This window comes from Mesorhizobium waimense, from assembly GCF_003601975.1.
Classification (GTDB): Bacteria; Pseudomonadota; Alphaproteobacteria; order Rhizobiales; family Rhizobiaceae; genus Mesorhizobium; species Mesorhizobium waimense.
This window is the reverse complement of the sequence record NZ_QZWZ01000011.1, coordinates 184,903-201,182: the sequence shown is the minus strand read 5'-3', so window position 1 is coordinate 201,182 and position 16,280 is coordinate 184,903. Positions and strand designations below refer to the sequence as shown.

Genomic DNA, 16,280 nt, shown 5'->3' with positions numbered 1-16,280 from the left:
ACAGAAGCGAACCATCGCCGATACCTGGCGACACATCGGACACCTCGTCGCCACCATAGAACCCGACGAATGCTCAAACTACTTCAACAACGCCGGATATGCTTCCGTCAAAACCTGAAAGGCTCTAATAGCCGAGCGCCTCGCCGGATACGGCGCGGCTGTCGATGGCGCCATTGTAGCGGGCGCCGCCGTCTTTCTCGATTTCCGCCAGGCTCTTGCCGCCGACCAGGATGCCGGCCGCCTGGCCCCAAATCGTATCGCCGAGGTCGAGATGATAGCCCATGCCGGCCAGCAGTTTCTCGGTGTCGGGCGACAGCCCGAACGGCTCGACATAGACCGTGTCGGGCAGCCACTGATGATGGATGCGCGGCGCGTCGATCGCCTCCTGGATGTTCATGCCGTGGTCGATGACATTGACGATCGCCTCCAGCGTGATGGTGATGATGCGCGAGCCGCCGGGGCTGCCGATGACCATGAACGGCTTGCCGTCCTTGGCCACCACGGTCGGGCTCATCGACGATAGCGGCGTCTTCTTCGGCTGGATGGCGTTGGCTTCGCCCTGGACTAGGCCGTAGAGGTTGGGCACGCCCGGCTTCTGGGTGAAGTCATCCATCTCGTTGTTTAGCAGGATGCCGGTGCCATCGGCGACGACGCCGGCGCCGAAGGAGTCGTTCAGCGTGTAGGTGACCGCGACGGCATTGCCGTCATTGTCGATGATCGAATAATGCGTCGTCTCCTTGCTCTCGCCAAAACCCTTCGGCATCAGGTCCTGCGACACGCCGGCCCGGAACGGATCGATCTTGTCGCGGATTTCTTTCGCGTAGGCCTTGTCGAGGAGTTTTTCGACCGGGTTGTCGACGAAATCGGGATCGCCGAGGGCCGAGTTGCGGTCGACATAGGCGTAACGCATGGCCTCGACCATGGCATGGACCGTCTCGGCTGAACCCGCGCCGAGATAGGACAGCGGGTAGCCCTCCAGCACGTTGAGTATCTCGCAGATGATGACGCCGCCCGAACTCGGCGGCGGCGAGGAAATGATCTCGTAGCCGCGATAAGAACAAGTCACCGGCTTCAACTCGCGCACCGCGTATTGCTCGAAATCCGGCTTGGCCAGGATGCCGCCCTTGGCGCTGCTTGCCTTGACGATGGCGTCGGCGATGGCCCCCTTGTAGAAGGCGTCGGGGCCCTTCTCGGCGATCGCAGACAGCGAGGCGGCGAGGTCTGGCTGCACCAGCCGCTCGCCAAAGCCGTAGGGCTTGCCGTCCGGTTTCAGGAAGATGGCGGCCGCCGCTGGATCCTTCGCCAGCCGGTCTGCGTAGCGGGCAAAAAAGCCGGCATCGCCCTGATCGAGGACGAATCCGTCCTTGGCATAGGCAATCGCCGGCGCCATCAGGTCCTGCCGCGACAGCGTGCCGTATTTTTCGCGCGCAGCCTCGAAGCCGGCGACCGAGCCCGGCACGCCGACGGCAAGGTGGCCGTCGAGGCTGGCGCCCTTCACCGGCTTGCCGTCCTTGTCGAGATACATGGTCTTGGTCGCGGCCAGCGGCGCACGCTCGCGGAAATCGAGGAAGGTCGAGCGGCCGTCCTTGAAGCGGATGGTCATGAAGCCGCCGCCGCCGATATTGCCGGCGTTGGGGTACACCACGGCCAGCGCATAGCCAACGGCGACCGCCGCATCGACGGCGTTGCCGCCCTTCTTCAGCACCTCGACGCCGACTTCGGATGCCAGATGCTGGGCCGTGACCACCATGCCGTGTTCGCCCTTCGCCGGCGCAGGCGAAGCGGCGAAGACCGGCAAGGGCAACGCGAAGGCAAGGCTGAAGGACAGGCTGACAGCAATCAGCGTTCGGCGGGTGAAATGCAAGGCGGGCTCCGGAGCGTGGGGTGCGCCTAGAAGAGCCGCTTGGGGCGGGAGAGTCTACTGACAATGAAGGCGGACACGGGTTGGTGATCGTTCACCCGACTCTCTTCTCCGTGGGGATACCCATCCAGCGTGGGCGCCGCCCCTCACCGCCCCTGCCGGGCACTTCTCCCCGTAGACGGGGAGATGGATGCTTTCATCGACGATTTCGCCAATCGCCTGTGTTGCAAAGAGCGCCACAGCGGCGGTTAGCGGGCTTCTCCCCGTTTACGGGGAGAAGGTGCCGGCAGGCGGATGAGGGGCGGTGCAGACCTGGACTAATTATCCACTTAGATCAGCCTCAGACAATCCCACCGCTTCCGCCGGCGACCGCCGGCCGTTCCGCGGCGACCTTGGCTCGGTAGCCGGCGGCACGATAAGCAGCGACCGGATCGATGGCGCCGCCGGTCTTCAGGCGCGCCATGGCAAGTATCGGCTCGACATCAGTGCGGTAGGCCGTTTTCAGCGTCTGCGTCGCCATCAGGGCGTCATTGCTGTCCTGGCACCCTTCCAGTGCCTTGCGATCGACCAGCAGCGCTTGCGCATAGGCGCGCTGCACCTCGACCGCCGACAGCATCAGGCTTTCGATCGGGTCAGTGACATTGTGGCTCTGGTCCAGCATGTGGGCCGGATGAAAACCTTCAGCGCCGGAAAGCTCGGCATCGACCAGTTCGTTGAAGACCAGGAACAGCCGGTAGGGGTCGATCGAGCCGGCGTCCAGGTCATCATCGCCGTATTTGGAATCGTTGAAATGGAAGCCGCCGAGTTTCTTGAACTGGATCAGCCGCGACACGATCATCTCGATGTTGACGTTGGGCGCATGATGGCCGAGATCGACCAGGCAGAAGGCCTTGTCGCCGAGCTCCTTGGCGATCATGTAGTTGGTGCCCCAGTCCTGCACGACCGTCGAATAGAAGGCCGGCTCATACATCTTGTGTTCGGTGAACAGCTTCCAGTCATCCGGCAGCCCGGCATAGATGTCCTTCATGGCGTCGAGATAGCGCTCGAAAGCCCTGGCGAAATTGACCTGACCGGGGAAATTCGAGCCGTCGCCGATCCACACCGTCAGCGCTTTCGAACCCAGCGTCCTGCCGATCTCGATGCATTCGAGATTGTGCTCGACCGCCTGGCGGCGCGTGCCGGCGTCGGCATGCGACAGCGAGCCGAATTTGTAGGAAAGCTTCTGGTCCTGCGCGTCCGAGAAGGTGTTGGAATTCATGGCGTCGAAGCCTAAGCCAAAACGTGAGGCCGCCTGCTTCAGCCGGTTCGGATCGGCCTTGTCCCACGGGATGTGCAGCGAGACGGTGGGGGTCGCCTGCGTCAGTTGGCGGATGACGGCGCAGTCCTCGATCTTGTCGAAGATGTCGCGTGGCTCGCCGGCGCCGGGAAAGCGGGCAAAGCGGGTGCCGCCGGTGCCGACGCCCCAGGACGGGATTGCGACAGTGAATTTTTCCACCTTGTCGCGGATAGCGTCGATTGCGATGCCACGACGGTCGAGGCGTTCGCCGAGCGAGGCGTAGTCGCGCTCGAGGTCAGCCTTGCGCGCGACGTTGTCTTTCTCGACGACATCGGCCGAGATGATGGATTCGGACACTGTGGTTCCCTCCCATATGTGTTCGGTCGGCGCTGCCCCTCATCCGCCTGCCGGCACCTTCTCCCCGTATAGAGACGGGTAGAAGAGAAGCGCTCAGGCGTCGGCGGCCTCTCGACTAGCGCGTAAAGCTCTGGGCGTTGCCCGCGTCGACATTGATGATGTTGCCGGTCGATTTGGCCGACATATCGGAAGCGAAGAAATAGATCGCTTCGGCGATATCTTCCGGGAAGACCGAGCGCTTCAGCATCGAGCGCGAGCGGTAGTGCTCTTCCAGATCGTCGGTCGACATCTTGTAGGCGGCGGCGCGCTGTTCCTTCCACTCGCCGGTCCAGATCTTCGAGCCGCGCAGCACGGCATCCGGATTGACGACATTGACCCGTATCTGCGCCTCCGCGCCCTCCAGTGCCAGGCAGCGCGCGAGATGGATTTCGGCCGCCTTGGCGGTGCAATAGGCAGCCGCATTGGGCGAGGCGGCAAGGCCGTTCTTGGAGGCGACGAAGACGACGTTGCCGCCGATCTTCTGGACCCGGAACAGCCGGAAGGCTTCCCGCGACACGAGGAAATAGCCGGTGGACAGGATGTCCATGTTCTTGTTCCACAGCTCCAGCGTCGTCTCCTCGATGGGCGCAGACGAGGCGAGACCTGCGTTGGACACCAGAATGTCGATGCCGCCGAACTCGACCGCAGTCTCGGCGAAGCCCGAGACCACCTGGTCCTCCGACGTGACGTTGATCAGCACCGGGCGCACGAAATCCTTGCCGTAGGCCTTGGCCAGTTCCTCATTGGCGCCGGCGAGTGCCGTCTCGTCGATATCGGCCAGCACCACGCAGGCGCCTTCGCGCAGCAGGCGGTTGGCGGTGGCGCGGCCGATGCCGCCGGCGCCGCCGGTGACCAGCGCAATCTGGCCGGCCAAGGCTTTCGGTTTCGGCATGCGCTGCAGCTTCAAATCCTCGAGCAGCCAGTATTCGATGTCGAAGGCTTCCTGTGCGGGTAAGCCGACATAGGACGACACCGTCGAGGCGCCGCGCATGACATTGATGGCGTTGACGTAGAACTCGCCCGAGATGCGGGCGGTCGCCTTGTCGCCGGCGAAGGTGAACATGCCGACGCCCGGCATCAGATAGACGACAGCATTGGGATCGCGAATGGCGGGCGAATCCGCATGCTTGCAGCTGTCGTAATAGGCCTGGTAGCCAACACGATAGGCAGCAATGTCGTCGGCGAGACGGGCGATGACGGCATCGACATCTGGATTTGCGGGATCGAACTCGATGACCAGCGGCCGGATCTTGGTGCGCAGGAAATGGTCCGGGCAGGAGGTACCGAGTGCTGCCAGCGGCCGCAAATCCCTGGAATTGACGAATTCGAGCACGGCGGCGGAATCGTCGAAATGGCCGAGCTTGTGGCTCTTCTGCGAGATCAGGCCACGGATCCGCGGCATCAGCTTTGCGGCGATGGCGCGGCGTGCGGTGGCGTCGAGTGACTTCACCACCTCGCCACCGAAGATCGCCACGCCTTCTGACCGACGCTCGAACCACTCCATCGCCTGGTTGATCACCGCGATCGTCGTCTCGTAGCATTCCTTCGGCGTGTCGCCCCAGGTGAACAGGCCGTGGCTTTCGAGGATGACGCCCTTGGCGGTGGGATGTTCGAGGCAGAATTTCTCCAGCCACAGGCCGAGTTCGAAGCCCGGCCGCTTCCATGGCAGCCAGCCGATGGCGTCGCCGAAGATTTCCTTGGTCAGCGCCTTGGAATCCTTGGCCGCGGCAATGGCGATGATAGCGTCGGGATGCATATGGTCGACAAAGGGCTTGGGCACGAAAGCGTGCAGCGGCGTGTCGATGGAGGCCGCGCGCGGATTGAGGTTGAAGGTGCAATGCGGCAAGAAGCCGACCATCTCGTCCTCATGCGCTAGGCCGCGATAGAGGCCCTTCAGCGCGCGCAGTTTATCCATGTAGAGCGTGGCGAAGCCGTCGAGCTTGATCGAAGCGCTGTCGCCGCCCGAGCCCTTCACCCACAAGACTTCGACGCTTTCGCCGGTCAGCGGGTCCTTCTGCCAGATCTTGGACGAGGTGTTGCCGCCGCCATAATTGGTGACGCGCTTGTCGGAACCGAGCGTGTTGGAGCGATAGACGAGGCGTTCCGGCTCGCTCATCGACGCCGCCTTGGCGTCATCCCACAGATTGGCAAGGCGCGAGCCGGAGCGCTTGTCGAGCATTTGAATATCCTCCCGTGAGACGCGCGAACAGTGCGGTCGATCTTGGCCAAATGTCTACGGAAGCGGCGCGATTGTCAATCACAAACGATCAATATCGATCATATTGCACTGCACAATGAAAATATATGATTGGAAATGATTGACACTGCGCGTTTTGAGTGCCTAGATGCTCAAGCAGGGAGGAACCATGCACGAGAAAGAGCGCCACAGGATCATTCTGTCCGCCGTCCAGGAAAAACCTGTGGTGACGGTGCAGGAGATGGTCGACCTGACGGACTCGTCCGAGGCGACGATCCGGCGCGATATCGCGGCCCTGCATGTGCAAAAACGCCTGCGCCGGGTGCGCGGCGGCGCCGAGGCGATCTCGCCGCCGCAGTTCATCGGCCTTGCCGGCCGGCCGTTTTCCGTCAACGAGACGCTCAATGCCCAGCAGAAGCGGGCGATCGCCCGCGAAGCGGTCGAGCTCTGCAAGGACGGCGAGCCGATCATCATCAATGGCGGCACCACCACCTTCCAGATGGTGCATTTCCTGACCGGCCGCCGCATGCCGATCTTCACCAATTCCTTCCCGATCGCCGAGCACCTGCTCAGGCATTCCAAGAACACGGTGATGCTGTCGGGCGGCACCATCTACCGCGAGCAGAACATCATCCTGTCGCCCTTCGACAATGACGTGACGCGCAACTTCTATGCGCGCCGCATGTTCATGGGCGCGCAAGGGCTGGGGCCCCTGGGGCTGATGGAAGGCGACCCGCTGCTGATCCAGGCGGAGCAGAAGCTGATCGACCAGGCCGACGAGCTGGTGGTGCTGGTCGATTCCTCGAAGTTCCGCATGCGCTCCAGCCTGATCCTGTGCGGCCTCACGCGCATCGCCACGGTGATCACCGACGACGGCATCGAGGACCGCGAAGCCAAGATGCTGGAAACCGCCGGGGTGACGCTGATCGTCGCCCGCAAGCCGGCAAGCAACAAGGAAGAATCTTCGCTGCAGGCCTGAGACCAACTCACGCCCGCAGCGGCGATGGAATGCAACGCTCAAGGGAGGATATTCGATGAGCTTTCTGAAGAAATTGATGGTTACGGCGGTCTTTTCCGCCGCCATGTTCGTGAATGCCGCCTATGCTGAAAACGTCAAGATCGCGCTGGTGGTGAAGTCGCTCGGCAACGGCTTCTTCGACGCCGCCAACAAGGGTGCCGAAGAGGCGGCCAAGGAGCTGGGCGATGTCGAGGTCATCTATACCGGACCGACCAAGGCAACCGCCGAAGCGCAGATCGAAGTGGTCAATTCGCTGATCGCCCAGAAGGTCAATGCAATCGCGATTTCGGCCAACGATGCCGACGCGCTGGTGCCGGCGCTGAAGAAGGCGATGGAACGCGGCATCACCGTGATCTCGTGGGATTCGGGCGTCGCTCCCGAAGGCCGCCAGCTTCACCTCAACCCGTCCGACACCGGCCTGATCGGCGAGACCATCATCAAGCTCGCCGCCGACTATCTGCCGGAAGGCGGCGACGTCGCGATTCTCTCGGCCTCCTCCACCGCGACCAACCAGAATGCCTGGATCGAAGCGGCCAAGAAAATCCTGCCGGAGAAGTTTCCCAAGATCAACCTCGTCGCCACCGTCTATGGCGATGACGACTCGGCCAAGAGCACCGACGAAGCCAAGGGCCTGCTGAAGTCCTACCCGAACCTCAAGGCGATCATCGCCCCGACCACGGTCGGCGTCGTTGCCGCCGCCCAGGTGGTGACGGACGAGGGCCTCATCGGCAAGGTCAATGTCACCGGTCTCGCGCTGCCTTCCGAGTTCAAGAAGTTCATCGACAACGGCTCCAGCCAGGCGGTCGCGCTGTGGAACCCGATCGATCTCGGCTACTCGGCCATCTATCTCGCCCATGATCTGGCGGTGAAGAAGGAAGAGGCCAAGCCTGGTGCGACGCTGTCGATCGGCCGCGTCGGCAAGGTGACGCTCGACGACACCAACTCGGCTGCGATGGCTCCGCCCTTCCAGTTCGACAAGACCAACATCGAGAAGTTCTCCAAGATCTATTGATCCTGGCGCCCTTCAAGGAGATGCGGCGGGGCTCACGTCCCGCCGCATCTCCAACGAACCTAGAGCGGTTCAGCTTTTGATAGAAGCGCCGACCCGCTCTAAGTATTTGTTTTTACGCAATTCCGGACGGAAAACCGCTTCGCACTTTTCCTGGAATTGCTTTAGCTTCAGGGCCTGATACGGATATGGACACGACAGCCCAACACAAAATGGAGACGGAACGGCCCGAGCCCTCGGACCCGTCCGAGCCCTCCGCCCCGCGCCTGACGCTTTCAGGCATCTCCAAGAGTTTTCCTGGCGTACGCGCGCTGCATGATGTCAGCCTGTCGCTCTATCCCGGGCAAGTGACGGCGCTTATCGGCGAGAATGGCGCCGGCAAGTCGACGCTGGTCAAGATCATGACCGGCATCTACCAGCCAGACGCCGGCACCATCAGCATCGACGGCGCGGCCGTTGCCTTGCACAGTGCGCACGCCGCCTTCGGCCATGGCATCACCGCCATCCACCAGGAAACAGTGCTGTTCGACGACCTGTCGGTCGCCGAAAACATCTTTCTAGGCCATGCGCCGCGCACCCGCTTCGGCACCATCGACTGGCGCACGATGCGCAAGAACGCCCGCGAGGTTCTCGACACGATGCGCGCCGGCCATATCGATGCCGACGCGCGGCTGAAGGATCTCGGCATCGCCAACAAGCATCTGGTCGCCGTGGCCCGCGCCATGTCGATCGATGCGCGCATCGTCATTATGGACGAGCCGACGGCGGCACTTTCGATGAAGGAGATCGAGGAGCTTTTTCTGCTCATCGAATTCCTCAAGAGCGAGGGCAAGGCGGTCCTGTTCATCAGCCACAAGTTCGACGAGATCTACCGCATCGCCGATCGATACACCGTGTTCCGCGATGGTGAGATGGTCGGCGCAGGCCTGCTCAAGGACGCCGACCAGGGCCAGATCGTGCGCATGATGGTCGGCCGCAACGTCGACCACATTTTTCCGCAGCGCCAAGCCAACATTGGCGCGCCGGTGCTGTCGGTCGCCGGCCTGTCGCATCCGACCGAGTTCGACGACATCGGCTTCGAGTTGCGCAAGGGCGAGATATTGGGCTTCTACGGCCTTGTCGGCGCCGGCCGCAGCGAGGTGATGCAGGCGATATCGGGCATCACGCGCACCAGCAAGGGCACGATCACGCTCGAGGGAAAGACAATCGCGCCGAAGTCGGCGGCTGACTCGATCGAGGCCGGCATCGTCTATGTGCCGGAGGAGCGCGGCAAGCAGGGCGTGGTGATCGGCCTGCCGATCTTCCAGAATGTCTCGCTGCCCTCGCTCAAGCGCACGTCCAAATCCGGCATGCTTCGCCTGGCGGAGGAGTTCGCGCTGGCGCGCTCCTATACCGAGCGGCTGGACTTGCGTGCCTCCTCGCTCAGCCAGGATGTCGGCACGCTTTCCGGCGGCAACCAGCAGAAGATCGTCATCGCCAAATGGCTGGCAACGGCGCCCAAGGTGATCATCCTCGACGAGCCTACCAAGGGCATCGATATCGGCTCCAAGGCCGCCGTGCATGGCTTCATGGCCGAACTGGTGGCGCAGGGCCTGTCGGTGATCATGGTGTCGTCGGAACTGCCCGAAATCCTCGGCATGTCCGACCGTGTCGTCGTCATGCGCGAAGGCCGCATCGCGGCGGTGCATGACAACAAAGGGCTCGACGCCGAGACGCTGGTCAGGACGGCGGCGGGGATCGCGGCATGAAAAACGTCGTCAAATATCGCGAAGTCTGGCTGCTTGCGGCCATCGCAGTGCTGATCGGGCTGATCTCGACGCGCTTCCCGGGCTTTGCCAACCCGGCCAATCTGCGCCAGGTGTTCAACGACACCTCGATCCTGATGATCCTGGCGCTCGGCCAGATGGTGGTGATCCTGACCCGCTCGATCGACCTGTCGATGGCCTCCAACCTCTGCTTCACCGGTATGGTCGTGGCGATGCTGAACGCCGCGCATCCGGCAATCCCGATCCCGCTGCTGATTGTCATCGCACTCCTCGTCGGCCTGGTGCTCGGCGCGATCAACGGCCTGCTGGTGTGGCGGCTGAATATCCCATCCATCGTGGTGACGCTCGGCACGCTCACAATCTATCGCGGCGCCACCTTCGTCATCTCCGGCGGTGCCTGGGTCAATGCCGACCAGATGAGCGCCGATTTCATCAATTTTCAGCGCACGGCCTTTCTCGGCATTCCTGTGCTGTCGTGGATCGCGCTTCTGGTCATCGCGCTGTTCTTCCTGGTGATGACGCGCACGGCGCTCGGCCGCTCGATCTATGCCATCGGCGTCAATCCGACCGCGTCGGTCTATGCCGGCATCGATGTCGGCCGCACCAAGTTCATCGTCTTTTGCATCTCCGGCATGGTCGGCGGGCTCGCCGGCTATCTGTGGATCTCGCGTTACGTCATCGCCTCGGTCGAGGTTGCCAACGGCTATGAGCTCAACATCATCGCCGCCTGCGTCATCGGCGGCATCTCGATTGCCGGCGGCATCGGCTCGGTCGGCGGCGCGGTGCTCGGCGCGCTGTTCCTCGGCATCATCTCCAACGCGCTGCCGGTCATCAACATCTCGCCCTTCTGGCAGATGGCGATCTCGGGCAGCGCCATCATCCTGGCCGTGGTGCTCAATGCGCGCGGCGAGCGCCGGCAGGGCCGCATCATCCTCAGAAAGGCGGAAGCGGCATGACCGATACCCCTGCCCCGCGCCATATCCCGGACCGGCTCGACAAGCCGCTCTCTTCAGCGATCTTCTCGTGGGAGGCGCTGCTGATCGTCGTCGCGGTCGCGATCTTTGCCGTCAACAGTTTTGCCTCGCCCTATTTCCTCGATCCGTGGTCGCTGTCGGACCTGACCTTCAACTTCACCGAAAAAGCGCTGATCGCGCTGGCCATGGCGCTGCTGATCATTTCGGGCGAGATCGACCTGTCGGTGGCCGCCATCATCGCGCTCGCCTCGACCATGATGGGCATGGCGGTGCAGGCCGGCGCCGGCGCGCCGGTGCTTGTCCTGATCGGCATCGCCGTCGGGCTCGGCTGCGGCGCCTTCAACGGGCTGCTCGTCACCAAGCTCGGCCTGCCGTCCATCGTCGTCACCATCGGCACGATGAGCCTGTTTCGCGGCATCGCCTTTATCGTGCTCGGCGACCGGGCCTACAAGGGCTATCCGGCGAGCTTCGCCTTTTTCGGCCAGGGCTATGTCTGGTGGGTGGTGTCGTTCGAGCTGACACTGTTCCTCGTGGCCGCCGTCATCTACTGGTTCGTGCTGCACCGGACGAGCTTTGGCCGGCGGGTCTTCGCCATCGGCAACAATCCGGTGGCGGCGCAGTTTTCCGGCGTCCGCGTCGACCGTATCAAGTTCATCCTGTTCTGCCTGACCGGGCTGATGTCGGGCATCGCCGCAGTGCTGATAACCTCGCGGCTTGGCTCGACCCGGCCGTCGATTGCGCAGGGCTACGAGCTGGAGGCCATCACCATGGTGGTGCTCGGTGGCGTCAGCATCCTCGGCGGCGCCGGCAGCATTTTGGGCGTCGTGCTTGCCGCCTTCATCATGGGGCTGGTGACCTTCGGCCTAGGCCTGCTCAACGTGCCGGGCATCGTCATGTCGATCTTCATCGGTCTGCTGCTGATCATCGTGATTGCGCTGCCGATCGTCTGGCGACGGCTGCGCGGGGGGCGCTTCGCCTGATGCCCGAGAAATACGCCTTCAAGATGAAGCTCAACCCCGGCATGAAGGCCGAGTACAAACGGCGCCATGACGAGATCTGGCCGTCGCTGGTCGCGCTGCTGAAACAGGCCGGGGTGTCCGACTATTCGATCCATCTCGACGAGGAGACCAACATCCTGTTCGGTGTGCTGTGGCGGCAGGACGGCCACGGCATGGCCGACCTGCCCGGGCATCCGGTGATGCAGCGCTGGTGGGCGCATATGGCCGATGTCATGGAAACCAAGGCCGACAACGAGCCGGTGGCGGTGCCGCTGGAAACCATGTTCCATATGGCATGATCCGCCACGTCGCCGTCATCGATATCGGCAAGACCAACGCCAAGGTGGCGCTGGTCGATCTCGCGACCATGCGCGAGACCACCCTACGCCGCGTCGCCAATGCGGCTGCCACCGACGGCCCCTACCCGCACCACGATGTCGAAACCCTGTGGACCTTCATCCTCGACAGCCTTGCCGCGATCCATCGCGAGCAGCGCATCGACGCAATATCGATCACCACCCATGGTGCGACGGCGGTGCTGGTCGATGCTACCGGCGGCCTGGCGCTGCCGGTGCTCGACTATGAATTCGCCGGACCGGACGCGCTTGCCGGCGACTATGACGCGATCCGTCCGCCCTTTGCCGAAACAGGGACGCCGCGCCTGCCGGCCGGCCTCAACATTGGAGCGCAGCTGTTCTGGCAGCAGAAGCGCTTTGCGGGCGAATTCGCCCGAGCCGCCGCGATCCTCATGTACCCGCAGTACTGGGCCTTGCGGCTGACCGGCGTTGCCGCCAACGAGGTGACATCGCTCGGCTGCCACACCGACCTGTGGCACCCGTGGAAGGCCGATTTCTCGTCGCTGGTCGACCGGATGGACTGGCGCCGGCTGATGGCGCCGGTGCGGCCGGCGAAGGACCGTTTGGGACCAATCCTGCCGGCACTCGCCCGGCAGACCGGACTTGACCCGCAAACGCCGGTGTTTTGCGGACTGCACGATTCCAATGCCTCGCTGCTGCCGCATCTCATCGCCGATCGGCCACCCTTCTCGGTCGTCTCGACCGGCACCTGGGTGGTGTCGATGGCGGTCGGCGGCAACAAGGTGACGCTCGATGCGGGGCGCGACACGCTGGTCAATGTCAACGCGCTCGGCGATCCCGTGCCTTCGGCGCGCTTCATGGGCGGACGCGAGTTTTCGCTTCTGACCGACGGCAAGCCGCAGGACTGGAGCGACGCCGATGTCGCCGCCGTGCTGGCACGCAAGACATTGCTACTGCCCTCGACCCAGCAAGGCTCGGGGCCCTTTCCGCATCACGCCGCGCAATGGCTCGCGGCTGAGGACATCGCCGAAGGCCAACGCTTCGTCGCCGTGTCCTTCTATCTGGCGCTGATGACGGCGACTTGTCTGGGCCTAATCGGCGGCGATGGTCCCGCGATCGTCGAGGGACCCTTCGCCCGCAACCGGCTTTTCACCCGCATGCTCGCCGCCTCGACGGCGCGACCCGTCATTGCCTCGGAAGCGGCAACCGGCACCAGCATCGGCGCCGCTCTTTTAGCGACGGATCGTGCGGCCGCGGGGAACAAGGGCGAAAAGACCGAGCCACCGGCCGATCCAGCCTGGGCCGACTATGCGCGCTCGTGGCGCACAGCAGTCGATGCTAGCTGATCAGAGTATCCGCTTGCCGAAGGCCGACATGACGAAGTTGATCGTTTCCGTCGCCAGCCTCGGCTCCAGTTCGGCTGTCAGCCCGGAAACATCCATCGACAGCAACCCGCCGGAGAGCGCGATCGTCTCCATCGCCTGATGCGTCTCGCGCACGGTGATGCCGCCGGAACCTGCCGCCCAGCCAGTGAATTCGGTGACAGCAGGCGCATAACTAACGTGAAAACCTTGCGTGCCGGAGGAGGCGATGTGGATGGCCTCGCGCATCACGTCGCGCATGCCCATGGCGTCGACGTCGGTCATGGTGAAGGCGGAAACGCGCGAATCGTTCAGCACCCGCGCCTCGGCCGGATCGGCATGGCGCAGGCCGACGATGACGACGTTTTCCGGCGACAGCTGCGGCTGCATGGCGCCCGGCTTGTGGTCAAGGCCGAGCGTCCGCGCCAGCACGGAGACCTCCGGCAGGTCGATGCCCTCTTCATCCTCCGGCATCAGTGCGGCGATGGAATCGATCCAGATCAGGCCGAAAGAGTGTGTCGCCCGCGCGGTCGCCGCCAAGGCCTTGTGGGCGATCCGACGATCGGCGCCGACGGTCAGCCGGATCAGGCCGGACGGAGGCCGCTCGACATCGGCGAGCTCGACGACGTCGAAATTCATCGCCTCCAGCCGGGCGCCGGTCGCCTCGCGTGCCAGGATGCCGGCCGCCGCCGGCTCGGCCGAGATCGACACCATCTTGCGGCCGGAATAGTCCTCGACGTCGTGCATCGGGGCCTTTTCGACATATTCTGAAGTCATCGCCATCAGCATGGCGCCGTAGCTCATGTGGAAGGCGACGCGGTCGCCGACGGCGGGCGGCGGATCGGCATCGGCCACGTCGAGCAGCAGATGATCGCTGGAGGCGCCGAGCACGCGCATGCCCTTGGTGATCGGCACCAGCCCCTCGACCAGCACGTCCTCGCGGCCGATATTGGCGATGGCGCGCAGCCTGTCGCCCACATCGGGGAAGACCGGCTGGTTGCCGAAGGCATCATAGCCGGACTGGCCGATCGGCCGCGACGGCTTCAGCTTGACCTCGATGATGTCGCTGGTCAGGCGGCAGGCATCGGGTTCGAGTTCGTCCCAGGGTGTGTCGCGGAAGGTTTCGACGCCGCCTTGCAGGATCGCCTCGCCGACCCTGAGATTGTTGATGCCGGCGGGCAGCCGTCCCTCAAGCAGCAGCGGCAGCGACGACGAAGCGCCGCCCGAGATCCAGTCGAGGCTTTTGCCGGACAGGCGCTCGGTCTTGTAGGCGTGGGCGACGAGTTGGCCGAGATTCTCTTCCGTCGGCATGATGGCGCCGAAACAGCCGAGATTGGTGCCGATGCCGGCGATGCGCACGCCCTTCATTTCCAGGATCTGTTCGACCGTGGGCACCAGGTCGTTCGGCCAGATGCCTTCTCTGAGATCACCGAGATCGATCATCAGCATGATGTCGTGAACACGGCCCATGCGCTCGGCGATGCGCGCTATCTCGCGGATGATGGTGAGTTCGGATTGCAGGCTGATGTCGACGCTGCGCACCACCTCCTCGACGCGGGCGACCGGCGGGCTGCGCAGCAGCATGATCGGCGCATTGATGCCGCTGTCGCGCAGCCGGCGGATGTTCTCAAAGCGCGATTCGGCAATGCCGGAAACACCGCCGCGCAGCATGGCGCGCGCCACCTGCGGCATGCCGCAGGTGCCCTTGGTGACGCCAAAGACCTTGATGCCGGAGAGCGCGCAGCGCTCGACGATGGTGCGGGCATTGCGCTCGATGCGGCCGAGATCGATGGCGACTTGCGGACCCGACATCGCTCAGTTCCTGTAGACCAGCCCTTGCGGGTCGATCTCCGGCTTGCGGCCGGCGACGATGTCGGCAAGGAATTTGCCGGAGCCGCAGGCCATGGTCCAGCCGACATGGCCGTGACCGGTGTCGAGATAGAGGTTCGTGTAGCGTGCCTGACCGATGACCGGCACCGAATTCGGCATCATCGGCCTGAGACCCGCCCAGAGTTCGGCCTTTTTCTCGTCGAAGGCGCCTGGGAAAAGCTCCTTGCCGGTCCTGAACATGGCGGCGAAGTCTCTGGGACGAAACGTGCGGTCGAAGCCGGTGAATTCGGCCGTGGAGGCAAGCCGCAGCCGGTTGCCGAGCCGGGAGTAGCCGATCAGCTGGTCCTCGTCGGCGCCGCCCATGGTCGGCCCCTTGCTCTCGTCCTCCAGGGGAATGGTCGCGGTGTAGCCCTTCACTGGATAGACCGGCAGGTCGATGCCGTAGCGGCGGCCAAGCAGGCCGCTTTCCGGCCCCATCGAGATGACGACCGCATCGCCGGCGACCGGCCCCGCCGACGTCATCACCGCACGCACATGGCCGCCTTCGACGTCGAGACCCTCGACCGTCGTGCCGTAGAGAAACTTCACGCCGAGCTTTTCGGCGGCGTGGGCGGCGAGTCTTTCGACGAATTGCCGGGAATCGCCGGTCTGGTCGATCGGCGAATAGACACCGCCAGCAATCTTGTCCTTCGCATCGGCAAGGCCGGGCTCGAGCTCGATCAGGCGGTCGCGGCCGACGATCTCGATCGGCAGGCCATGTTTGGCGAGGAAGCGATAATTGTCGGTGCCGGTATCGAGGCTGTGCTGCGAGCGGAAGAAATAGAGGATGCCCTTCTTGCGCTCGTCATAGTGGATGCCGGTCTCGGCCGAGAGCGCGTTGATGCAGTCGCGGGAGTAGAGCGCCAGGCGCAATTTGACCTGACTGTTGGCACGCAGGCGCGATACCGTGCACTGGCGCAGGAAACGCATGCTCCACGCCAGGAAATACGGATCGAAGCGCAGCCGCACCTTGATGCCGAGATCGTGGTTGTAGAGCGCGCGCAGGAACGTTTTCAGCGCCGCGGGCGAGGCCCAGGCCGTGGCGTCGCCCGGCGACACCAGACCGGCATTCGACTGGCTGGTGCCGCGCGCCGGCGCCGGATGGCGTTCGATCACCGTCACCTCGTGGCCGTCGCTGGCCAGATAGTAGGCGGCTGCCGTGCCAACCACACCCGCACCAAGCACCAGTATTTTCATGCCGCCCCCCAAGTCTCAACGGCCAAAGCGCCTCCACGCTC

12 protein-coding genes and 1 pseudogene are annotated in these 16,280 nt (G+C 63.8%); 8 read left to right on the top strand and 5 right to left on the bottom strand.

The features are described from left to right. A pseudogene (locus D3227_RS16475) lies at positions 1 to 118 on the top strand (IS630 family transposase); the annotation flags it as partial. 6 nt (positions 119 to 124) lie between these two features. Here the strand turns inward: D3227_RS16475 and ggt are convergent. The 3 genes from ggt to D3227_RS16460 form a co-directional block, all read right to left on the bottom strand. After that, positions 125 to 1,864 (bottom strand): gamma-glutamyltransferase, encoded by a 1,740-nt coding sequence (ggt, locus tag D3227_RS16470; protein WP_120015145.1) that lies wholly within the window; start codon positions 1,862 to 1,864, stop codon positions 125 to 127. Between the two features lie 337 nt (positions 1,865 to 2,201). Further along, complete coding sequence (rhaI, locus tag D3227_RS16465; RefSeq protein WP_120015144.1) at positions 2,202 to 3,494, bottom strand: L-rhamnose catabolism isomerase; 1,293 nt, start codon at positions 3,492 to 3,494, stop codon at positions 2,202 to 2,204. 115 nt (positions 3,495 to 3,609) lie between these two features. Continuing rightward, a complete protein-coding gene (locus tag D3227_RS16460) occupies positions 3,610 to 5,712 on the bottom strand; it encodes a bifunctional rhamnulose-1-phosphate aldolase/short-chain dehydrogenase (RefSeq protein ID WP_120015143.1) in 2,103 nt (700 codons plus the stop codon). 187 nt (positions 5,713 to 5,899) lie between these two features. Here D3227_RS16460 and D3227_RS16455 point away from each other — a divergent pair, with 187 nt between their 5' ends. From D3227_RS16455 to D3227_RS16425, 7 genes are all read left to right on the top strand, one after another. After that, positions 5,900 to 6,709 carry a DeoR/GlpR family DNA-binding transcription regulator gene (locus tag D3227_RS16455; RefSeq protein ID WP_120015165.1) on the top strand — a complete coding sequence of 270 codons (810 nt, stop codon included), beginning with the start codon at positions 5,900 to 5,902 and terminating at the stop codon, positions 6,707 to 6,709. A gap of 55 nt (positions 6,710 to 6,764) precedes the next feature. Continuing rightward, the gene (gene rhaS / locus D3227_RS16450; protein ID WP_120015142.1) at positions 6,765 to 7,760 is read left to right on the top strand and encodes a rhamnose ABC transporter substrate-binding protein; all 996 of its coding nucleotides are present in this window, start codon (positions 6,765 to 6,767) and stop codon (positions 7,758 to 7,760) included. 185 nt (positions 7,761 to 7,945) lie between these two features. Further along, the gene (locus D3227_RS16445) at positions 7,946 to 9,505 is read left to right on the top strand and encodes a sugar ABC transporter ATP-binding protein (protein ID WP_120015141.1); all 1,560 of its coding nucleotides are present in this window, start codon (positions 7,946 to 7,948) and stop codon (positions 9,503 to 9,505) included. Then, entirely contained in the window at positions 9,502 to 10,479 is a 978-nt protein-coding gene (locus D3227_RS16440) for an ABC transporter permease (RefSeq protein ID WP_120015140.1), read from the top strand. Before D3227_RS16445 ends, D3227_RS16440 begins: the two co-directional genes overlap by 4 nt. Continuing rightward, entirely contained in the window at positions 10,476 to 11,477 is a 1,002-nt protein-coding gene (locus D3227_RS16435; protein WP_120015139.1) for an ABC transporter permease, read from the top strand. Before D3227_RS16440 ends, D3227_RS16435 begins: the two co-directional genes overlap by 4 nt. Then, complete coding sequence (gene rhaM / locus D3227_RS16430) at positions 11,477 to 11,794, top strand: L-rhamnose mutarotase (protein ID WP_120015138.1); 318 nt, start codon at positions 11,477 to 11,479, stop codon at positions 11,792 to 11,794. The genes D3227_RS16435 and rhaM overlap by 1 nt, the downstream gene beginning before the upstream one ends. Further along, entirely contained in the window at positions 11,791 to 13,158 is a 1,368-nt protein-coding gene (locus D3227_RS16425) for an FGGY-family carbohydrate kinase (protein WP_120015137.1), read from the top strand. Before rhaM ends, D3227_RS16425 begins: the two co-directional genes overlap by 4 nt. Here D3227_RS16425 and D3227_RS16420 read toward each other — a convergent pair whose 3' ends face one another. Both D3227_RS16420 and D3227_RS16415 read right to left on the bottom strand, forming a co-directional pair. Further along, entirely contained in the window at positions 13,159 to 14,985 is a 1,827-nt protein-coding gene (locus tag D3227_RS16420; protein WP_120015136.1) for an alanine racemase, read from the bottom strand. A gap of 3 nt (positions 14,986 to 14,988) precedes the next feature. Continuing rightward, positions 14,989 to 16,239, bottom strand: a complete 1,251-nt coding sequence (locus D3227_RS16415) for a D-amino acid dehydrogenase (RefSeq protein WP_120015135.1) — start codon at positions 16,237 to 16,239, stop codon at positions 14,989 to 14,991. Between the last annotated feature and the right edge of the window lie 41 nt (positions 16,240 to 16,280).